The organism is Massilia sp. 01N410, from assembly GCF_056399665.1.
In genome coordinates this window covers 1-18926 of the sequence record NZ_JBFTRV010000011.1, presented here as the reverse complement: position 1 = coordinate 18926, position 18926 = coordinate 1, and the positions used below count along the sequence as shown (strand labels likewise).

The 18926-nt window shown below is 66.2% G+C and carries 21 protein-coding genes and 1 rRNA gene; 8 read left to right on the top strand and 14 right to left on the bottom strand.

Features of this window, described 5'->3' with window-relative positions:
• The first annotated feature begins 3 nt into the window (after positions 1–3).
• Together AC1DOP_RS15785 and AC1DOP_RS15780 are read left to right on the top strand one after the other, a co-directional pair.
• Positions 4–678, top strand: a complete 675-nt coding sequence (locus tag AC1DOP_RS15785; RefSeq protein ID WP_442121266.1) for a hypothetical protein — start codon at positions 4–6, stop codon at positions 676–678.
• Positions 675–2909 carry a hypothetical protein gene (locus AC1DOP_RS15780; RefSeq protein WP_477252143.1) on the top strand — a complete coding sequence of 745 codons (2235 nt, stop codon included), beginning with the start codon at positions 675–677 and terminating at the stop codon, positions 2907–2909. The genes AC1DOP_RS15785 and AC1DOP_RS15780 overlap by 4 nt, the downstream gene beginning before the upstream one ends.
• Here the strand turns inward: AC1DOP_RS15780 and AC1DOP_RS15775 are convergent.
• A complete protein-coding gene (locus AC1DOP_RS15775; protein WP_477252141.1) occupies positions 2888–3796 on the bottom strand; it encodes a LysR family transcriptional regulator in 909 nt (302 codons plus the stop codon). The genes AC1DOP_RS15780 and AC1DOP_RS15775 overlap by 22 nt on opposite strands.
• Before the next feature lie 123 nt (positions 3797–3919).
• Between AC1DOP_RS15775 and AC1DOP_RS15770 the strand changes: the two genes are divergently transcribed.
• The 3 genes from AC1DOP_RS15770 to AC1DOP_RS15760 all read left to right on the top strand — a co-directional run bounded on the left by AC1DOP_RS15770 (position 3920) and on the right by AC1DOP_RS15760 (position 5847).
• A complete protein-coding gene (locus AC1DOP_RS15770) occupies positions 3920–4687 on the top strand; it encodes an SDR family NAD(P)-dependent oxidoreductase (protein WP_442121269.1) in 768 nt (255 codons plus the stop codon).
• 51 nt (positions 4688–4738) lie between these two features.
• The gene (locus AC1DOP_RS15765) at positions 4739–5308 is read left to right on the top strand and encodes a DUF1439 domain-containing protein (protein WP_442121270.1); all 570 of its coding nucleotides are present in this window, start codon (positions 4739–4741) and stop codon (positions 5306–5308) included.
• Positions 5309–5628: 320 nt separating this feature from the next.
• Positions 5629–5847: a hypothetical protein gene (locus AC1DOP_RS15760; protein WP_442121271.1), complete on the top strand. Its 219-nt coding sequence runs from the start codon at positions 5629–5631 to the stop codon at positions 5845–5847.
• Here the strand turns inward: AC1DOP_RS15760 and AC1DOP_RS15755 are convergent.
• Both AC1DOP_RS15755 and AC1DOP_RS15750 read right to left on the bottom strand, forming a co-directional pair.
• The gene (locus AC1DOP_RS15755) at positions 5837–6421 is read right to left on the bottom strand and encodes an Hpt domain-containing protein (protein WP_477252138.1); all 585 of its coding nucleotides are present in this window, start codon (positions 6419–6421) and stop codon (positions 5837–5839) included. The two genes, AC1DOP_RS15760 and AC1DOP_RS15755, sit on opposite strands and share 11 nt — an antisense overlap.
• Positions 6422–6430: 9 nt before the next feature.
• Positions 6431–7402: a CAP domain-containing protein gene (locus tag AC1DOP_RS15750; protein WP_442121273.1), complete on the bottom strand. Its 972-nt coding sequence runs from the start codon at positions 7400–7402 to the stop codon at positions 6431–6433.
• 149 nt (positions 7403–7551) lie between these two features.
• Here AC1DOP_RS15750 and pssA point away from each other — a divergent pair, with 149 nt between their 5' ends.
• On the top strand, positions 7552–8331 hold the full coding sequence (pssA, locus tag AC1DOP_RS15745) for a CDP-diacylglycerol--serine O-phosphatidyltransferase (protein WP_442121274.1): 780 nt from the start codon (positions 7552–7554) through the stop codon (positions 8329–8331).
• 54 nt (positions 8332–8385) lie between these two features.
• Here the strand turns inward: pssA and AC1DOP_RS15740 are convergent, their stop codons facing one another.
• The 11 genes from AC1DOP_RS15740 to AC1DOP_RS15690 form a co-directional block, all read right to left on the bottom strand.
• Positions 8386–8709, bottom strand: a complete 324-nt coding sequence (locus AC1DOP_RS15740) for a metal-sensitive transcriptional regulator (protein ID WP_442121275.1) — start codon at positions 8707–8709, stop codon at positions 8386–8388.
• On the bottom strand, positions 8706–9632 hold the full coding sequence (locus tag AC1DOP_RS15735) for an aldo/keto reductase (protein ID WP_477252135.1): 927 nt from the start codon (positions 9630–9632) through the stop codon (positions 8706–8708). Before AC1DOP_RS15735 ends, AC1DOP_RS15740 begins: the two co-directional genes overlap by 4 nt.
• Positions 9633–9770: 138 nt before the next feature.
• Positions 9771–10919 (bottom strand): D-alanyl-D-alanine carboxypeptidase family protein, encoded by a 1149-nt coding sequence (locus tag AC1DOP_RS15730; protein ID WP_442121277.1) that lies wholly within the window; start codon positions 10917–10919, stop codon positions 9771–9773.
• 96 nt (positions 10920–11015) lie between these two features.
• On the bottom strand, positions 11016–11657 hold the full coding sequence (locus AC1DOP_RS15725) for an alpha/beta hydrolase (RefSeq protein WP_442121278.1): 642 nt from the start codon (positions 11655–11657) through the stop codon (positions 11016–11018).
• Between the two features lie 16 nt (positions 11658–11673).
• A complete protein-coding gene (locus tag AC1DOP_RS15720) occupies positions 11674–12000 on the bottom strand; it encodes a (2Fe-2S) ferredoxin domain-containing protein (RefSeq protein WP_435572599.1) in 327 nt (108 codons plus the stop codon).
• 61 nt (positions 12001–12061) lie between these two features.
• A complete protein-coding gene (locus tag AC1DOP_RS15715) occupies positions 12062–13189 on the bottom strand; it encodes a VanZ family protein (RefSeq protein ID WP_442121279.1) in 1128 nt (375 codons plus the stop codon).
• On the bottom strand, positions 13186–13830 hold the full coding sequence (locus tag AC1DOP_RS15710) for an ABC-type transport auxiliary lipoprotein family protein (protein WP_477252131.1): 645 nt from the start codon (positions 13828–13830) through the stop codon (positions 13186–13188). The genes AC1DOP_RS15715 and AC1DOP_RS15710 overlap by 4 nt, the downstream gene beginning before the upstream one ends.
• Positions 13831–13844: 14 nt before the next feature.
• Entirely contained in the window at positions 13845–14792 is a 948-nt protein-coding gene (locus tag AC1DOP_RS15705; protein WP_442121281.1) for an MlaD family protein, read from the bottom strand.
• Position 14793: 1 nt separating this feature from the next.
• On the bottom strand, positions 14794–15639 hold the full coding sequence (locus AC1DOP_RS15700; protein ID WP_442121282.1) for an ABC transporter ATP-binding protein: 846 nt from the start codon (positions 15637–15639) through the stop codon (positions 14794–14796).
• Positions 15639–16790, bottom strand: coding sequence for an MlaE family ABC transporter permease (locus tag AC1DOP_RS15695; RefSeq protein WP_477252128.1), 1152 nt, complete (start codon positions 16788–16790; stop codon positions 15639–15641). Before AC1DOP_RS15695 ends, AC1DOP_RS15700 begins: the two co-directional genes overlap by 1 nt.
• Before the next feature lie 69 nt (positions 16791–16859).
• Positions 16860–18359 carry a B12-binding domain-containing radical SAM protein gene (locus AC1DOP_RS15690; RefSeq protein WP_442121284.1) on the bottom strand — a complete coding sequence of 500 codons (1500 nt, stop codon included), beginning with the start codon at positions 18357–18359 and terminating at the stop codon, positions 16860–16862.
• Here AC1DOP_RS15690 and AC1DOP_RS15685 point away from each other — a divergent pair.
• Together AC1DOP_RS15685 and AC1DOP_RS15680 are read left to right on the top strand one after the other, a co-directional pair.
• Entirely contained in the window at positions 18358–18663 is a 306-nt protein-coding gene (locus AC1DOP_RS15685) for a hypothetical protein (RefSeq protein WP_442121285.1), read from the top strand. The two genes, AC1DOP_RS15690 and AC1DOP_RS15685, sit on opposite strands and share 2 nt — an antisense overlap.
• 183 nt (positions 18664–18846) lie before the next feature.
• A 16S ribosomal RNA gene (locus tag AC1DOP_RS15680) occupies positions 18847–18926 on the top strand; the annotation flags it as partial.

Genomic DNA, 18926 nt, shown 5'->3' with positions numbered 1-18926 from the left:
TCGATGCCGCCCCTGTCCGCCGACCTGCCGCCCGCACCCGGCGCGGATGCCGTCGCCTGGCTGTGGCGCGACGCGCCGGTGCCGGCCTGGTCGCGGCCGACCGTCGCCGTGGTCGACCGCCACATCTGGCTGGCCGGCGACAAGGTGCTGGTGCGTCCCGGCGCCCGGCCACGGCGGCTGACGGAGGACACCAGGGTCGTCCCGGTGGTGCACGTTGAGATCGATGCGCTGCGGCCGCCCGCCAGCCTGCAGCCGGCGCGCGCCGTTGTGATCGAGGCCATGCGCAAGGCGGCGCGCGCGACCACCTCTGGCTGGGTCCAGCTGGACCTCGAGGCCCGTCCTTCGCAGCGCGCCGACTATCGCGCCCTGGTGAACAGCATCCACGACTCCCTGCCGCATGGCGTACGCCTGAGCGTCACGGCGCTCGGCTGGTGGTGCCGCTCGCCGTCCTGGCTGGACGGGCTCAAGGCCGACGAGGTGGTGCCGATGTTCTTCCGAATGGGCCGCGACAATGCGGCGCTGCGCGATATCGTAGGGTCCCGGCCGCAGCTGCTGCATCCGCTTTGCCGCACGGGCAGTGCCGGCTTTTCGCGGCAGGAGCCGTTCGCGCCCGCGGTGGCGGCGCGCTACAGGCGCACTTACTGGTTCGATGAAAAAGGATGGAGAGATTCCGAATGAAGCGTTTTCCGAGGGCTGCCATGATCGCCGCCATGCTTGCCGCCGCATTATCGGTGACCGTGGATGCCGGCGCCAGCGGCGACTACGGTCCCAGCTACAGCATGTTCAAGGCCTACCGCGCGCCGGACATTCCGCTCGAGCGTTTCCAGGCAGGGGAGCTCGGCGTCCTGCAGCCGGGCATGCGCCGCGTCTACCTGTACACGGCGTGGCGCGCGATCTCGCTCGGGCCGAAGGTGGCCGCAGCGCCGGGCACCGCTGGCGGCCTGGCGCGCGCCGACGGTTCGGCCTTCGATCACGGCTGGGCCGATGCCACCGCGACCGAAGTGGAAGACGCGAGAAAGTCGCCGCTGCAGGGACCCCTGGCCATTCTCGCGGAGATCCTGCAGGTCGCTGAAAACGATCGGGCGCTCTACAAATACGACGCCTGCCCGGCGGCCGCGAACGAGCAGGCCAGACTGACCTGGCGCATGCTGGCGGCACGCCCGGACGCGAACAAGGAAAGGCGCGCCGCCTGGGTGCGTGCCCAGTACCAGGTTGCCGAAGCCTGTGCCGAAGCGGAGGATGCGCGCTACCGTTATGGCAACCAGAAGCCGCCGCAGCTGGTGCTGCCGGCGCCGCTGCCGGAATCCGAGCCGGCATTCTGGCGCCAGCTGCGCGACTACCAGCGCGCCGCCTGGAACTTCTACCTGCAGCGTTATGCGGAGAGCACGGTGCAGTTCGAGCGCATCGGCGCCACGCGCGGCCATCCGATGCAGGGCCTGGGCCAATACCTGGCGCTGCGCTCGGACATCCGGCGCGCGCTGGCCGTCAAGGAACACGAACTGGCCCCGCGCGACAGGGAGGCGCGCGCGCTCGAGCAGCGCGGTGCAGTCATCCTGGCCGACGCCTCGCTCGCACCCATGCATGAACCCACCCGGGCGCTGCTGCGTTCGATGCGTGTGAATCTCACGCCCGAGATCCGCCTGGAAGAGCTGAACCGCTACCTGGACGATCCGGCAGCCGACCCGTTCGCGCTGGACCGGCTGGGCGACTGGACGATCCTGATGGATGGCGCCAGGCCGCAGGCGGGCAAGCAGTACGACTTCATCGACTGGATCGAGACCCTGCAAGGCTGCGACCGGCAGCGCAAGGAGCCTTCCTGCGCCACCCAGGCCACGCATGCGCTGCAGCGCTGGCAGCAGACCAGGGCGAATACCTGGCTGGTAGCGGCGATGATGCTGGCATCAAACATGCCGCCGGAGATGGAGCGTGCGGCGCTGGCGGTCGGCGTCGATGATCCGTCCGGGCTGACCCTGCGCTACCACCTGGCACGCCTGTACCGCCTGGCGGGCCGGCAGCAGGAAGCGCGCGCCGTGAGCGAGGCGGCCCTGCGGCGCACGCTGTCGCCGGGCACGCGCAACCTGTTCCGTGAGGAGCGCTTTGCCGTCGCCACTTCGGTGCCGGACGCCGCTGCCTGGCTGTTGCGCACCAACGTCGATTACCGCAAGGGCAATCCCGCGCAGAAGGAGGACATGATCAACGACGACGGCCTGCTGTGGTTCAAGGTCGGCCTGCCGGTGGCGGGCATGGTCGAGCTGGCGCGTGTCGACAGCTTGCCCAAGCCGCTGCGCGCCCGCGCCGCCGGCGCCGCATGGATCCGCGCTTCCCTGCTCGACAAGCCGGAGCAGGGTGCCGCTGCCGCTGCCGTGCTCGCGCAGCTGGTACCCGAACTGGAGGCGCCGGCACAGCGTTACAGCCGCGCAGGGTCGAGCGCTGAACGGCGCCATATTGCGCTGGTGGCGGCCCTGCGCTTCGGCCTGTCCGCGCAGCTGGACATGGCGCCCCAGCCGGTTGCGCGCATGAACGAGGACGAGGTCACTGCCTCCAACTGGTGCTACTTCCGCGGGACCGACTTTGCGCAAATCGGCGAGGACCGCTTCGCCTGGCGCCTGCCCGTCATGCCGGCCACCGGCAATGCCGATGCCGTGCGCGACGAGCTGGCCCGCCTGGCGCCGATGAAAACCGCCACCGGCACTGTCGGCGACGATGTGCTGGCCTGGCTGGACAGCCACCCGAAGGATCCGGAGCTGCCCTGGCTGCTGCACGTCGTGGTGATGTCCACGCGCGGCGGCTGCCTCGACCCGGGCGCATCGCAGCTGTCGCGCAAGGCCTTCAACCTGCTGCAAAAGCGCTATCCGGGCACGGAGTGGGCGCGGAAGACGCCTTATTACTACTCGCCCGAATCCAGATAGGGCGCCATCAGCTCCGCCACCCAGTCCATGAAGGCCACCGCCCGCGCCGGCACGTGGCGCCGGGTCGGATACACGAAAGCCAGCGGCATCGGTGCCGGCCGGTAGTCCGGCAGCACCTCGACCAGCCGGCCGGCGCTGAATTGCTCGCGCAGGCCGGCCTGCGGCACCTGGATGATCCCGAGCCCGGCCACGCAGGCGGCTTCGTAGGAGGCGGTGCCGTTCACCGTCAGCGCGCTGCCCACCGGCGCGTAATGCGTACGCTCGCCGTCGAACCATTCCCAGGCCGGGGCGCTGCCGCCCAGCTGGGCGTCGTAGTGGATCAGGCGATGCCGGGCCAGGTCTTCGAGACGCTGCGGGGGGCCGTACCGTTCCAGGTAGGCCGGGCTGGCGCAGTTGACCTGCCGGTAGCTGCCCAGCGGGCGCGCCACCAGGCTGGAATCGAGCAGGGTGCCGGCGCGCAGCACGCAATCGTAGCCTTCGCGGATCAGGTCGACGCGGCGGTCGGCGGTGCCGAGGTCGATCGTCAGCTGCGGATGCCGGGCCATGAATTCTTTCATGCGCGGCAGCACCAGCTTGGTGGCCATCATCACCGACATGTCGACCCGCAGGCGGCCGGTGAGCACGTCGGCGCCGCCGCGGAACATGCCGCGCAGCGCCTCGACTTCGTTCAGCACTTCGCGGCTGCGCGCGTGGAAGGCTTCGCCCTCCTGCGTCATCTGGACCCGGCGCGTGGTCCGCTGCAGCAGGCGCGTGCCCAGCTGCTGCTCGAGCTGGCGCACGGCCGCGGACACCGTCGCATTCGGCAGGCCGAGCTGGCGGGCGGCGCCGCTGAAGCTCTCGAGTTCCGCCACCTTCAGGAAGACCTGGATCGTATCGAGTTCGTTCATGCAGCCATGATTCTTCGTAAATCCTGCAAAGTCAATTCGGATTTCGTTCGTTTATTACAGTGTGGACGAAGAATACACTGGACTCCTCTCACGAAACCACGAAACGAAGCAAAGGAGCCCGACATGACTATCCAGAACACCTCCCGTATCGCCATCATCACCGGCGGCAGCCGTGGCCTCGGCCGCAGCATGGCCCTGCACCTGGCGCGCGACGGCGTCGACATCATCCTGACCTACCAGCAGAACGAAGCGGCCGCGCAGGACGCCGTGGCGGCGATCGAGGCGCTGGGCCGCAAGGCGGCCGCCCTGAAGCTGGACGTGGCGGACAGCGGCGCCTTCCCGGGCTTCGCCGGCCAGGTGGACGCGGTGCTGGCCGGCTGGGGCCGCGAGCGCTTCGACATCCTCATCAACAATGCCGGCAGCGGCCTGCACGTGCCGCTGATGGAACTGACGGAGGCGCAGTTCGACGGCATGATCGCGGTCCACCTGAAATCGGCCGTGTTCCTGACCCAGGCCCTGGCGCCGCGCCTGAACGACGGCGGCCGCATCCTGAACATCTCCAGCGGCCTGACCCGCTTCACCTTGGCCGGCGCCGGCGCCTATGCCGCGGCCAAGGGCGGCGTCGAGGTCCTGACCCGCTACCTGGCGCGCGAGCTGGCCGGACGCGGCATCTCGGTGAACACGCTGGCGCCGGGCGCCATCGCCACCGATTTCGGCGGCGGCCGGGTGCGCGACGATGCGAACATGAACGCCTGGGTGGCTTCGCAGACGGCGCTGGGCCGCGCCGGCCTGGCCGACGATATCGGCGGCGCCGCCGCCAGCCTGCTGGCCGGGGGCAGCGCCTGGATCACCGGCCAGCGCATCGAAGCGTCGGGCGGAATGGGGCTGTAAGCCGAATATGCTACGCTTCGCCCATCTGAACAGTTGAAGGGCGAGGCGGGCATGGAAAAGGGGATCACGCGGCGGCGTTTCGGTTTGACGGTGGCGGCACTGGCGGCAGGCGGGATGCTGGCTTCCTGCGCCGGCCTCGCCGGACCGCGCCGCGTCGAGATCCCGCAGGCGAAGCTGCAGGCCGGCCTGGAGCGGCGCTTCCCGCTGCGTAACCGCCTGCTCCAACTATTCGACGTCCAGCTCACCCATCCGCGGCTGGACATCCTGCCCGACAGCGACCGTGTGGCGCTGACCCTGGACCTGTCGGTATCGCCGCCTTTCCTGCGCCAGTCCTGGGCCGGCATCATGACCCTGTCCGGCCACCTCTACGTGGATGCCGCGCGCAGCGGCGTGTTCATGGCCGACGCCCACGTCGACCGCTTCGACGTCCAGGGCATGGACAGCGTCCGCGCCAACGATCTCGGACGCGCCGCCGATGTGCTCATGAACCAGCTGGTGCGTGACGTCGCCATCTACAGCTTCCGCACGGAAGACCTGCGCTATGCCGGCGTCCAGTTCGTGCCGACCCGCCTCGATACCATCCCCGGCGCGCTGGTCGTGACCGTCGAACCGGTGCGCTGACTTACCCCGTCGCAAATCCGAGACGCGGGCCGCGCACGATTGAAAGGCTCCGTGCGCCTGTTGCCAATACTGCTATTATTTCTCGCAGCTAGAAGTCCGGCATCGTTCGCTTCGATGAATCGGGGAGTGCCGTAACTGTTGCGACATCAAGACTGTCGTCAGCACGCCATTGCGGAGGTAGCGCAATCGGCGCACACTGGAACGGCTTCGGGTGCGCATCAGCATGCAATGGACAAGCCGCGCTTGCGCTTTCTCATGCACACGGTGTTCCACTAAAGTAATCTTTGCGATACTGAATTGCTGCCGGTAAGGGGGTGACCTTGGGAACGATACAGGAAGGTTTTCCGGAGAAGAGCCTGGCCGTCGAGCCGCTCGTCGCCGCATCGATCGACACCGGCGCAGCGCCGGTGCCGGCGCGTCTCAGCCTGCCGCCGAAAGGCTCGTGCTGGTACTGCGAAAAACCTTTGGACAGCGTGCGCCGCTTCTGCGGAAAATCCTGTTCCGACTCCTTCGACGAAGAAGCCGAATTCACGCGCTGAGCCTGGCCAGCGCGCCTTCGAAGTCGAACACCTCGATCGCTGCCGCGACCCGGCGGTAGCGATCCTCTCCTAATTCCCTCGTCAAGCTTGCCGCGGCCTCCCGCACCAGGTCGATCGCGTCGCCGTTGCCGTCTTCGAGCAGGGCGCGCAACGTCGCCGCGGCCTCGCCGCTTTTCTCTCCCGGCAGCGCGTCCTGCAGCGCGGCCGGCCCGGACGGGGCGCCTTCCAGCGCATCCAGTTCGCGCATCACCTCATCGAGCGCGCGCTCCAGCCGCGCCAGGGGCAGGGCGGGATCGGCGCCCTGGCGCAGCGCCTGCTCCAGCGCCTGCGCTTGCGCCTGCAGGGGCAGCGCTTCGATCATCCCGGCTGCGCCCTTGAGCGTGTGGGCCAGGCGTTGCGCCAGCTGCACGTTGCCGGCTTCGATGGCGCCACGGATGACGACCGTCATATTCCGGTACTCCTTGCGGAAGCGCGCCAGCACGCGCCCGAACAGGGCGGCGTCGCCCATCAGGCGGGCGACGCCGTTCACGTGGTGGATGGCGGGAGAGGAGGGATAGTGATCCGGCAGCGTCATGTCCGCCGCTTACTTGGTCGTGAACGACCAGGTCTTGCTGACCGCCGTGCCGCTCAAGGTGCCGCTGAAGCTGACGTCATAGGTCGTGCCGGCAGTCAGCGGAGACAGCGGAATGATGGCCGCCACCGAGGACATGGTGGTGTTCGCGTCCTGGCCCTTCACCAGCAGGCGGGTGCTCAGGTTGGCGCCGCCGCGCGGACGCACCGTGAAGCTCTGCACGGCGATGGTCTCGGTCAGGTTCGCATGCACGCTGATCGGGTAGCCGACCTCATTGACGTCGGGGACCGGGTCCGGCTCCTCGTAGTCGCTCAGGAAGTTGCGCTGCACCCCGGTCTGGCCGTCGAAGGGCCAGGTGACGATGGTATGGCTGGGCAGGCCCGGGCTGTAGCCGCCGGTGGCCCCGAGGTTGGTGGTGAAATAGATATAGTTGTTCGACGCCGTGGCCGAGCCGCTGCCCATGTCCTTGAACAGGGGTTCGAACATCACGAAGCGGTGGTAGATCGCCGTGACCAGTTCCTCGGCCAGGTAGAAGCCGGTGTTGTTGGTGGTGGCGGCGATGATCTCGCCGGTGGCGTAGCTGCGTACCAGCTTGTAGCCGGCGGCCTGCACGCGGTCTTCCACCGTGGCGCCGGTGAAGCCGGCCTTGTTGGACTCCTCGGTGTGGGTCACCGCATTGTTGATGCGCTGGTAGTCCGAGTGGGCCTGGGCCGCCCGGTCCAGCATGTTGTTACGCGCCAGCGCACCGACGCCCGCCTGCGTGCGCCGGTAGTTGATCCAGTTGAAGCCATCGGTCGCCACGTTGTTCGTCAGGATCGGCGCCGAGGCGTCCTGTCCCGAAAACCCGGTCGACGTGCCGCCCGACGAGCCGTTTGCGCCGTTCGCGCCGCCGTTGCCCGAGCCGCCGCCGCCGCAGGCGGCCAGCGCCAGGGTGGTCATGAAAGCGGCGACGATGCTCTTCGCAGAATGCGGTTTGATCATCATGTAAGACTCCCAACTTCCGGCGATACCGGCTAAAAAGAACTGCCATTCTAGGCTAATTCGTGGATTCATGACGATGCGGCGCGATAAATCCGGTTCGCACGTAAGTCCATGTAAAATAAGCCATTCTTTCCATTTGTCGAGCTGATAATTTGAAGCCTAGCCGCCAGCAGCGCCTCGCCCGCGCCAAGTTTGCCCTACCCAGTTTCGTGACCCTGCTGTCGATCGCCTGCGGCTTCGGCAGCATCGTCATCTCGGTCGACAATGCCCCGGTGGGCAACCCGTCCGACTACCGCCTGGCGGCCATCCTGCTGGTGCTGGCCGGCGTCTTCGATGCCCTCGACGGCTTCGTGGCGCGCGCCACCAATACCCAGTCGGACTTCGGCGTGCAGCTCGACTCGATCGCCGACGTGATGAACTTCGGCTGCGCCCCCGGCCTGCTGCTGTACTGCTACGGCTTCGCGCAGATGAGCGCCGCCCATCCGACCCTGGTGCGCATGGGCGGCCTGGCCTGCTTCGTGTTCGTCGCCTGCGGCGCGCTGCGCCTGGCGCGCTTCAATGTCATGGTGGGCAGGACCGATCCGCGTTACTTCGTCGGCATGCCGATCACCGCCGGCGCGGCCTGCGTGGCCGCGGTGGTGGTGGCCTGGCCGGAACCGGCGGCCGGCATGGCGCAGGCCTTCCTGGTGATGCTGCTGATGGTGGCGGTCGGCGCGCTGATGGTGTCGACGATCCGATTCCCCAGCTCCAAGCAGCCGAAATCGAAGGCGATGTTCGTCGCGCTGGGCGTGTGCGTGCTGTTGCTGGTGCTGCTGCAGACGCGCTTCTTCGCGCTGTTCTTCGTGCTGTATATCAGTGCGGCGCTGCTGCTGAACATCGCGTGGCAGGGGGGATGGCGCGGCATTTCGCCGCCAAAGGTTTACGAGGATTGACGCTCGCGTGGGCACGTAAATCAATCCACTGGACTGATTTACCCCACCCTAGGTTCAAGCAAATTTATCGAACAGCGCCGCCAAATGAGCGGCGCTTCGTTTTGCATCCTCCAGATCCGCCGCGTTGCCGGTCTGGTTGACGATGCTCGCCGTGAGCAGCTGCACGAAAGAGCGGTCGAGCGCCTTGCGTGCCGCCGCCATCTGCTGGGCCACGGCATCGCAGTCGGACGGCGCATCGGCCAGCGCCACCAGCTTCTGGATGCCGCGCAGCTGGCCCTCGACCCGCGCCAGGCGGTTCAATAAATCCTTCTTCTGCTGCGCGCCGAGGGCGCGGCCCTCGACGATCTTCAGCGGCTCGGCCATGGCGGCGTGCTTCATGCGACTTCGTGGCCGCGCGCCGCGCGCAGGATCGCGAACCAGTCGGTGCGCGACAGTTTGAAGCTCGTACCGGCCACCGCCACCGCAATCGCCTCGATGCGGCCGCTGCCGGTCAGCGGAACCGGATTCGACGGCAGCTGCATGATCCAGGCGAAGATCACGCTGGCGAAGGGCTGGTGCAGGCGGTCGGCGATTTCCTTGACCACCAGGCGCAGGTTCTCGGCATTCGCCTCGTTCGAGGTGAACAGGCGGCCGCCGGCCAGCGGCGACCAGATCATCGGGTTGACGCCCAGGTCCTGCAGGCCGTCGAAGGTCTCGTCGAACATCGGCGCCACGTGCAGCGGCGAGAACTCGACCTGGTTGGTGGCCAGTTCGACGCGGCGGTTCAGCACCTCGAACTGGTGGCGGCTGAAGTTCGACACGCCCACGTGCAGCACCTTGCCGGCCTGCTTCAGGCGCGTGAAGGCGTCGGCGATCTCGTCGAAGTCCATCAGCGGATCCGGACGGTGGATCAGCAGCAGGTCGAGGCGGTCGGTATGCAGCTGGCGCAGCGATTCCTCGGCGGAAGCCACGATGTGGACGGCGCTGGTGTCGTAATGCTGGATCCTGTGTTCGGGGCGCTTGTTGGACAGCAGCTTGATGCCGCATTTACTCACCAGCTGGATCTGGTCGCGCAGCGAGGGCTGGGCGCGCAGGGCTTCGCCGAACAGGCCTTCGACGCCGTAGTTGCCGTAGATGTCGGCATGGTCGAACGAGGTCACGCCCATCGCGATGCACTGTTCGATCAGCGCGATGCGCTGCTCGACCGTCATGTTCCACTCGACCATGCGCCACATGCCGGCGACGATGCGGGACAGTTCGAGTCCGTTCGCGCGGGTGGCGATGCGGGGGCAGTGCAGGTCGCGGGGGAGGGCTTGGGTCATTGTGGGTATTCCTTTGAGCGGTTCGGCAAATTATAGCTGGCCCGTAAACGTAGCGTGGGCACCCTGTGCCACGCGGAAGCCAGCATGTCGCTAACCTCACGCGTGGACACGGAGTGCCCACCCTGCGTCATGCCTGGATTATTTCATCCACAGACGCATCGAGTCCCAGGCACGCCCGAAGATCGAGGCTTCCGACACCTCTTCCAGCGACACCACCGGCAGCGCCAGCAGCGGTTTACCGTCGACCATCATCTTGAGGGTGCCGACGCGGCCGTTCAGGGCCAGCGGGGCGACCAGCGGATCCTTGCGCTCCAGGACCGGCTTCATCTTCTGCGCCACGCCCTTCGGCACGGTCACCAGCACGTCGTTGGGGAAGCCGATCTTCACGGTCGACTTCGAGCCCTTCCACACTTCCGGGGTGGCGATCGCCTGGCCCTTGGTGTACAGCTTGACGGTGTCGAAGTTCTGGAAGCCCCAGTTCAGCAGCTTCTGGCTTTCGGCGGTGCGGTTGCCGTCGGAGGTGGCGCCGGACAGCACCGAGATCAGGCGGCGCTCGCCGGCCGTACCGTTCGGGCGGTGGGCCGAAGCGATCATCGAGAAGCCCGAGGCTTCGGTATGGCCGGTCTTCATGCCGTCCACGGTCGGGTCGAGCCACAGCAGGCGGTTGCGGTTCTGCTGCTTGATCTTGTTATAAGTGAATTCCTTGACCGAGTCGATCTTGTAGAACTCGGGGAAGTCCTTGATCACGTGCGAGGCCAGGATCGACAGGTCGCGCGCGGTCGAGTAGTTGTCCGGGCTGGGCAGGCCGTGCGGATTGGCGAACTTCGTGTTCTTCATGCCCATGCGCTGGGCCTGTTCGTTCATCAGGTGCGCGAAGGTGCCTTCGTCGCCGGCCACGGCTTCGGCCAGCGCCACCGCCGCGTCGTTACCCGACTGGACCATCAGGCCGTACAGCAGGTCGTTGATCGAGACCGGGGTGGCGGGGTCGATGAACATCTTCGAGCTGCTGCCGTCGACCTTCCAGGCGCGTACCGACACATTGACCTTCTGGTCCAGCGTGATCTTCTTGTCACGCAGGGCGCCGAAGACGACGTAGGCGGTCATGACCTTGGTGAGCGAAGCCGGCTCGATGCGCATGTCCGCATCCTGCGAAGCGATGATCTGGCCGCTGGTGACATCCAGCAGGGTCCACGAACGGGCGGCGATTTGTGGGGCCGGCACTTGCTGCGCATTGGCGGCCGACATCAGGAGGGCACTGGCGGCGAGGGCCGCGATTAACTTTTTCATGGGAGCAAACGAGGTGATCAGTGGATGGTGATGCATAGGCAATGCTCAAGAGCATTGCCTAAAACAAAGACGGACCATTATAGGCCAGTGATCGCTTCAAATGTCACGTCGCCACAATTGCGCGACAAGATTTTTAATATGAACGAGCTTGCGGTGGAAGAAATGGTCGGCGCCCGGAATCACGGTGACGGGGATGTCGAGCGGGCGCGCCCAGTCGAACACCTGCTGCAATGTGATCGTATCGTCAAGTTCGCCGTGGATCAGGATGGTGTCCGCCGGGACCGGCGGCATCGGCCATTTGCCGGCCGCGGTCCCCACCAGCACCAGGCGCTCGGCCGGGCGGCCTTGCGCTTCCAGGCGCTGCTGCAGCTGGGCCTGCACGAAGGTGCCGAAGGAGAAGCCGGTCAGCGCCACCGGCAGGCCGGGGTACTGTTCCGTCATGTGCTCGTACATGACCTGCATGTCGTCGACTTCGCCGCGGCCGTCGTCATACGTGCCTTCGGATTCGCCGACGCCGCGGAAGTTGAAGCGGGCCGTCACGTAGCCAAGGCCGACGAAGGCGCGCGCCAGCGTCTGCGCGACCTTGTTCTCCATCGTGCCGCCGTACAGCGGGTGCGGGTGGGCCACCAGGGCGATGCCGCGGGGTGCGCTTCCCGGCGCACCTTCCGGCTCGTCCAGCAGGCACTCCATCTTGCCGGCGTGGCCGGTCAGGTAAAACTTTTGCGAATGCTTGTTCATTGCTTGCTAAGGCAGATCAGATTTTCAGGCGCTCGACCACTTCACCCTTGATCAGGTGGCGGTCGATGATCTCGTCGATGTCCGAGGTATCGACATAGGTATACCAGGTGCCCTGCGGGTAGACCACCACGACGGGGCCTTCCTCGCAGCGGTCCAGGCAGCCGGACTGGTTGATGCGCACCTTGCCCTGGCCGTTCAGGCCGAGTTCCTTGATGCGCTTCTTGGCATGCTTCTGGGCGGTTTCGGCGCCGTGCTTGCCGCAGCTGGGGCGGCAGCCTTCGCCTTCGCGCACGTTCATGCAGAAGAAGACGTGGTGTTCGTAAAAGGGTTTGTCGTCGCTCATGTCGTTCTCGAATGGGTCCGGATGGGGCTATAGCTGCCCGCTATGATACGCCCTTCTCCCGTCAGGAGCGGTTCAGGCGGTGCGAAGGCAGCAGCAGGAACCACAGGGCGATGAAGGGCCAGGCCATGCCCAGGAACTGGGCGGCGCCGTTAAAGTTCAGGAATTTACCCTGCTGCCAGGCCTGCAGGGTGGCGACGAAATAAGGATTCGCCGGGATCGTGTTCACCACGATCAGCGACAGCACCAGGGTTACCACGGCCAGGCGGCGCTGCGCCACCGGGGGCGCGAAGGCCAGGCCGGCCAGCATGATCAGGCCGATCAAAAAGCCGCCCTGGGCGCCGGGCGTGATCCAGGTGAGGGCGTTATCCGGCGAGAAGAACAGCGAACTGGCCAGGGTCTTAACCACGATGCCGGTGAAGACCAGCGCCAGCATCAGCCACAGCCTGGGCGCGCCGCTCCGGGCCAGGCACAGCAGGGTCAGGGCGGCGCCGCTCATGCCGCAGGCCGTGATCACGATCTCCGACAGCCAGTACTGTTCGACCGTCATGCCGGCGCCGCCGCGGATCATGCTCACCAGGTCGATGTCGGCATCGAGCCAGTCGGACAGCCATTCCGACAGCAGCGGCAGGATCTGGCCATTGCCGAACAGGTAACCCTGGGGATAGACCTGGGCCAGCGGCCACAGCGCGACCAGCACCAGGCCCTGGCTGGCGTAGGCGGCAAACCAGCGCTGGCGCAGGCGCTGCAGGCGGCCATGGTCGAGCAGCAGCGGGGCGAAGAACAGCCCGAGCACCGCGCCGGCCAGGCAGCCGGCCGAATTCGTCAGCAGGTCGAGGTTCGACGGCACCCGGCTGGGCAGGTAGTTCTGCACCGTCTCCATGGTGCCGGACACCAGGATGCCGGTCAGGCCCGCCACCGCCACCGCCCACACGCCGCGCACCAGCGGATGCAGGGACAGCACCAGCAGCACACCGAGCGGCATGTAGCCGACGATGTTGACCATGACGTCGAAGCCGGTCCAGTAGCGCTGCGGCTGCAGGTTCAGGAAGGTGAACGGCGACAGGCCGCTGCTGCGCCAACCGGAAAACGGAAACCAGCTCGCGTAGACGATCAGCAGCAGGTAGGCCAGCAGCGCGGCGCGTGCAACCGGCGATGCGCGCGGCCTGCCCTGGTCTTGCGTCCCGGTCATCGGCGATTCAGGTTCAGGTTCAGCGTACCCAGCCAGGCCACGATGTCGACCGCGATGGCATCCGTGCTGGCAGCCAGTGCGCGCGCGCCGCCGGCGGCATCCGCAGTGCCTGCGGGGGTGGTGCGCGCAAAGCTGCGCTGGTCGACCAGCACGTGGCCCTGGAATACCGAGGCGCGCAGCGCGACCTGGCCTTCGCTCTGCGCCGCGCCACTGAAGTTGTGGATGAATTCGTCGACGTCGATACGCAGGATCGGAACCCCGTTCGAGGCGTCGGTTTCGGACAGCACCTTGGCGCCCGCCTGCGCGATCCGGGTCTTCATCCGCTGGGTCATCATCTGCAGCGGGTTCGCGGTCCAGCGGCTGTTCGCATAACTGCGCGCCTGCAGGGCATCGGCATAGCTGAGGCGGTAGAACATGCGCTCGTTCTCGAGGGCGCTCGAGCCGGTAATGTCGGTGACGACGATCGCGCCGATCGGCGCCGCAGCCTGCGCCTGTGCCTGGGAAGCGGACTGCATGGCCGGGCCGAAGTCGAACTGGGTGGTCGGCTCGCCCTTCTGCGAGGCGCAGCCGGCGAGCAGCAGCGCGGCGGCGGCCAGGGCGATGAGACGGTGCTTGAGTAGGGTTGCACTGAGCAGGGTCACGGTTTCCTCATGGGTCATTTGGTCGGTGGGACGAAGCCGGGTTCGCCGGGGCCTGGCTGGGCCCTGGGCGCGCCGAACAGGATGCTCTGCGGACGGTCGCCGATATTCGTCACCGTGCGGCGGACGGCGCGCAGCGAGATGCGGGCCTCGTCGGTCATCTCGACCAGGTGCGGCAGGGTGCGCATCTCGAGGTCGGAGGTCACGCCTTCGAGCGAGGCGATGGCGCCGGCGGCGCGGTCGATCGGGCCGCCCGGGGCCTGCAGGTTGGTGGCCAGGCGGTCGTAGTTGCGCACCGCGCTGTTGGCGCTGGTGGACAGCTCGTTCACCGAAGTCATGGTGCGATCGAGCTTGGCGGTCAGTTCCGGCATGCGCGCCAGCGTCGGCTGCAGCTGTTTCGGGATCTCGCCGTAGGCTTGCGCCGCCTTGCTGATGTTGTCGACGGCGCCGGTGATCTTGTCGGCGTTCTCCTGGCTCAGGATGCTGTTCAGGCTGTTCGTGATCTGCTCGGTCTTCTCGAGGATGGACAGGCCGCGCTTTTCCAGCTGGTCCAGCAGGCCGGGACGCAGCGGGATGCGCGCCACATGGCCCTTGTCGCTTTGCAGCAGGGGCGAGCCGGTGCGGTCGTCGTCGAGCTGGATGAAGGCGATCCCGGTCACACCTTGGTAGCCGAGCGAGGCGAAGGTGGTGGTGGTGACCGGCGCGCCGTCGGCGATCGACAGCCTGATCAGGATCTGGCCGGTCACGCGCGGGTCGAACACGATGTCGTCGACGCGCCCGACCTCGAGGCCGCGGTAGCGCACCGCGGCCTGCGGGTTCAGGCCCGGAATGGTCTGGGTGGTGACGATCTCGTAGGGATGCATCTGGGTGCGGTCGCGGTTCAGCCACAGGCCGACCAGGATGGCCGCCACCAGCAGCGCGACCGTGAAGAAGCCCGTCATCAGGGCATACGATCTGTTTTCCATGTCAGTCTTCCGTTTCCTTTCCGGCGTAGCGCTCTTCCAGCACTTCCAGCGCCCGCTGGCCGCGCGGGCCGAGGAAAAATTGTTTGATGAAGGGATGCTTCACGCGCAGCACGTCGCATGCGGGGCCGACCGCCAGCACGTGCTTCTCGGCCAGCACCGCGATGCGCGAGGACAGCGCGAACAGGGTATCGAGGTCGTGGGTGACCATCACCACGGTCAGGTGCAGCTCGTTGTGCAGGGTCTGGATCAGCTCGACGAAGGTGTCCGAGAGGTCGGGATCCAGGCCGGCGGTGGGCTCGTCCAGGAACAGCAGCTGGGGCTCGAGCGCCAGCGCGCGCGCCAGCGCGGCGCGCTTGATCATCCCGCCCGACAGGTCGGACGGCATCTTGTTGGCGTCGCCCGGGCCCAGGCCCACCATGTTCATTTTCAGCAGCACGGCATCGCGGATCACGTCCTCGGGCAGGGCGCGCAGCTCGCGCAGCGGCAGGGCGATGTTGTCGAACACCGTCAGCGCCGAATACAGGGCGCCCTGCTGGAACAGCATGCCCCAGTGGTTGCGCATACGCTGCAGCTGTTCCGGACTGGCGCTGCTGACGTCCTCGCCGAACACCGTCACCGTGCCGCTCGACGGGTGTTCCAGACCCAGCATCTGGCGCAGCAGCACGGTCTTGCCGGTGCCCGAGCCGCCGACGATGGACAGGATCTCGCCCGCGTAAATATCGAGGCTCAGGTCCTGGTGCACCACGGTACGGCCGAAGCGGGTCCAGAGGTTGCGGATCTGGACCACCGGCGGTCCGACTTTTTCGTCGGGCTTGAGATTCAGGGTCTGGGTTTGGGTCTTGTCCATCAGCTGAACCCCACGCCGGAAAAGACGATCGCGAACACGGCGTTGGCCATGATGACGACGGTGATCGCGGTGACCACCGAGGTCGTGGTCAGGCGCCCCAGGCTTTCGGTGTTCGGCTTGATGCGCAGGCCGAAGTGGCAGGCGGTCAGGGCGATCAGCATGCCGAACACGATGCCCTTACCGAGGCCGATCATGTAGTTCACTATCGGCACCGCCGACGGCAGCTTCTGGATGAAGTAGCGCAGCGACAGGCTCAGTTCGACCTTGGCCGCCAGCATGCCGCCCAGCAGGGCCATGGAGTCGGTCCAGACCACCAGCAGCGGCATCGCGATCGCCAGTGCGATCACCTTCGGCATGATCAGGCGGTAGCCGTGCGAGATGCCCATCACCAGCATGGCGTCGAGTTCCTCGGTCACCCGCATCACGCCCAGCTGGGCCGTGATCGAGGAGCCTGAGCGGCCGGCCACCAGGATCGCCGCCAGCAGCGGCCCGAGTTCGCGGATGATCGCCATGCCGAGGATGTTGACCAGGTAGATGTCGCCGCCGAACATGCGCAGCTGCTGCGCCGACAGGTAGGACAGCACGATCCCGATCAGGAAGCCCACCAGGGCGGTGATGCCCAGGGCCTGGAAGCCGGAATGGTAGATGTTGGCCGAGATTTCCTTCCACGGCCCCGTGCCTGGATTGCGGATGAAGCGGCCGACGTCCTGCACCACCTGGCCGACCAGGATCACCACCGCCTTCATGTGCTCGAAGAAGGACAGCACGCCCGAACCCAGCCTGATCACCCAGTTGAAGGGACTGGTGCGCACCCGCGGCAGCTCGATGCCGCTGGCCTGCTCGAGGCGCGCGAACAGTTCTTCCTGCTTCGGGTCGAGCGTCAGGTGGCTGGGACGCTTCTTGCCCCAGGCGCTCCAGAACATCTGGGCGCCGATGTGGTCGAGGCTCGTCACTTCCGACAGGTCCCAGGCCAGCGAGGGTTTGCCGGCCAGTCCGGCCAGGGTCTTGTTGATGCTCTTGATGGCGCCGCGCCTGGCCAGCGCGTGGACCTGCCATACGCCGCGCGCCACCACGGACTGCTCCGTCCCAGCGGGCCTCTGCTCCGGGCTGGGATGTTCGATAGTTAATGTTGGCGCATTTTCAATCTGCATTACGGCAGTGTAAAAGAGAATCGCAGGAGGTGCCACACGCGCGGCGGTAACGTGCCTGTGCCGGCGTCCTCAGGCGGCCAGGTGGCGGACCTGGCGTTCGGGCGCGGCGGCGGCTGCTTTTTGCTTGTGCGCGGACTGGCCGGCCGGCTTGTCGACATTGCCGGCGTAGTCGCTGGCCAGCAGCGCCTTCGCCGCATCCTCGCTCATGCCCTTCAGTTGCAGCCATTCCTGCACCAGCTTCGCCAGGCGGTCGAGGGCGATGCGGTGGGTGGCGTCGGTCCGGGTGTACATCCAGTCGGAGAAGGCCATGAAGTTCGCAAAGGGCGTCTCGCCCAGCAGCGCTTTGACGGTATGCGCGAAGCGGCCGGAGTTGGCGACCAGGTCCCAATAGCGGGCAAAGCGCACCAGGCGCTGCATTGTCGGGAAGTCGATGCGGTCGGTGGCCAGTACGGTATAGGGCGGGTAGGGATCGAACACCATCCCGTAAGGCTCGGTGTGGCGGATGATCGGCGTGCCGCGCAGGCGCTTCAGGATGCCGAACTGGATCTCGTGCGGGCCGAGCGATACCAGGTGGTCGAAGCCGCGCGCGAAGCTGTCGACGCCCTCGCCCGGTAGGCCGGCGATCAGGTCGACGTGCAGGTGGGCGTGCGAGTGTTCGTGCAGCCAGCGGATGTTGTCCGCGGCCTTGGCATTGTCCTGGCGCCGGCTCACCAGCGCCTGCACCTCGGGATTGAAGCTCTGGATGCCGATCTCGAACTGCAGGGCGCCCGGCGGGAATTGTGCGATGGTCGTCTTCAGCGCTTCCGGCAGGTGGTCGGGGACCAGCTCGAAGTGGGCATAGACCGGATCGTTTGGCGCGGCAGCGATCTTGTCGAGGAAGAACTGCATGATGCGCTGGCTGGTCTTGACGTTCAGGTTGAAGGTGCGGTCGACGAACTTGAACAGCCGGGCGCCGCGTTGGTAAAGACCTTCCATCTCGGCCAGGAAGCCGTCGATGCCGAAGGGCCAGGCGGTCTTGTCCAGAGACGAGAGACAAAACTCGCACTTGAAAGGGCAGCCGCGCGAGGCTTCCACGTAGATGGTGCGGTGGGCGATGTCCTCGTCGCTATATAAAGAGTAGGGCAGGGCGATGTCGGCCATCGGCGGCTGGACGCCGGCATGGACTTTCATGATCGGCTTCGGGCCGTGCAGGATCTCGCCGCACAGCTTGGGGAAGCTGACATCGCCCCAGCCGGTGACAGTGTAGTCGGCCAGGCGGACGATCTCCTGCTTGTCCGTTTCGTAGGAGACCTCGGGACCGCCCAGCACGACCGTCACCTCGGGGGCGACGCGCTTGAGCATGGCGACGACCCTGGTCGTCTCCTCGACGTTCCATATATAGACGCCGAAGCCGACGATGCGCGGCTTCCTGGCCAGCAGGCGTTCGACCACTTCGGTGGTCTTGGCGCCGATGACGAATTCCATCAGCGCAGTCTGCTCCTGCAGCTCTCCCATATTGGCCAGCAGGTAGCGCAGGCCCAGCGAAGCGTGGGCATAGCGGGCGTTGAGGGTGGAGAGCAGGATGGTCATGGCGGTGCGGATCGGAAATCGGGACGGCAAAGCGTGCATTGTACCGGTCCGGCGCGCGTCTGCAGTGTGGCGCTGCATGTGCGGGCCTTGCGGGGCTGCCGGGGCTTTGCTATCATTCGGTCCCTCGTTGAATACGACCGCCGATTCAAGTTTTTACGGCAGTTTCACCGAGGTGTGTCCGAAAGGCACGAAGCAAAAAGAAGTTGACGAACACTGCGAAACACTGCATAATCTCGCTTCTCTGCTGCTGACGAACAAAACGATTCGTCGGATGCGGCAAGGCAGTACCGAATACGATCTTTAACAATCAACAGTCGATAAGTGTGGGCGTTTGATGAAGTGCCAGCATCCTTCGGGGTGCTGAATGCTTAAATTATCAAATGTTCACAAAAAGTATAACGTTGCTCAGCAATGAGTAACGGTCAGTATTTTGAGTGGGCGACTCCGCAGTAATGCGGATGACACGAAAGTGTCGCAAACAGAGATTAAACTGAAGAGTTTGATCCTGGCTCAGATTGAACGCTGGCGGCATGCTTTACACATGCAAGTCGAACGGCAGCGCGGGGC

Coding starts and splice junctions, on each gene's coding strand:
- AC1DOP_RS15785 (WP_442121266.1), top strand. CDS start 4: ATGCCGCCCCTGTCCGCCGACCTGCCGCCCGCACCCGGCGCGGATGCC.
- AC1DOP_RS15780 (WP_477252143.1), top strand. CDS start 675: ATGAAGCGTTTTCCGAGGGCTGCCATGATCGCCGCCATGCTTGCCGCC.
- AC1DOP_RS15775 (WP_477252141.1), bottom strand. CDS start 3,796: ATGAACGAACTCGATACGATCCAGGTCTTCCTGAAGGTGGCGGAACTC.
- AC1DOP_RS15770 (WP_442121269.1), top strand. CDS start 3,920: ATGACTATCCAGAACACCTCCCGTATCGCCATCATCACCGGCGGCAGC.
- AC1DOP_RS15765 (WP_442121270.1), top strand. CDS start 4,739: ATGGAAAAGGGGATCACGCGGCGGCGTTTCGGTTTGACGGTGGCGGCA.
- AC1DOP_RS15755 (WP_477252138.1), bottom strand. CDS start 6,421: ATGACGCTGCCGGATCACTATCCCTCCTCTCCCGCCATCCACCACGTG.
- AC1DOP_RS15750 (WP_442121273.1), bottom strand. CDS start 7,402: ATGATGATCAAACCGCATTCTGCGAAGAGCATCGTCGCCGCTTTCATG.
- AC1DOP_RS15740 (WP_442121275.1), bottom strand. CDS start 8,709: ATGAAGCACGCCGCCATGGCCGAGCCGCTGAAGATCGTCGAGGGCCGC.
- AC1DOP_RS15735 (WP_477252135.1), bottom strand. CDS start 9,632: ATGACCCAAGCCCTCCCCCGCGACCTGCACTGCCCCCGCATCGCCACC.
- AC1DOP_RS15730 (WP_442121277.1), bottom strand. CDS start 10,919: ATGAAAAAGTTAATCGCGGCCCTCGCCGCCAGTGCCCTCCTGATGTCG.
- AC1DOP_RS15725 (WP_442121278.1), bottom strand. CDS start 11,657: ATGAACAAGCATTCGCAAAAGTTTTACCTGACCGGCCACGCCGGCAAG.
- AC1DOP_RS15720 (WP_435572599.1), bottom strand. CDS start 12,000: ATGAGCGACGACAAACCCTTTTACGAACACCACGTCTTCTTCTGCATG.
- AC1DOP_RS15715 (WP_442121279.1), bottom strand. CDS start 13,189: ATGACCGGGACGCAAGACCAGGGCAGGCCGCGCGCATCGCCGGTTGCA.
- AC1DOP_RS15705 (WP_442121281.1), bottom strand. CDS start 14,792: ATGGAAAACAGATCGTATGCCCTGATGACGGGCTTCTTCACGGTCGCG.
- AC1DOP_RS15700 (WP_442121282.1), bottom strand. CDS start 15,639: ATGGACAAGACCCAAACCCAGACCCTGAATCTCAAGCCCGACGAAAAA.
- AC1DOP_RS15695 (WP_477252128.1), bottom strand. CDS start 16,790: ATGCAGATTGAAAATGCGCCAACATTAACTATCGAACATCCCAGCCCG.
- AC1DOP_RS15685 (WP_442121285.1), top strand. CDS start 18,358: ATGGCGGTGCGGATCGGAAATCGGGACGGCAAAGCGTGCATTGTACCG.
- AC1DOP_RS15690 (WP_442121284.1), bottom strand. CDS start 18,359: ATGACCATCCTGCTCTCCACCCTCAACGCCCGCTATGCCCACGCTTCG.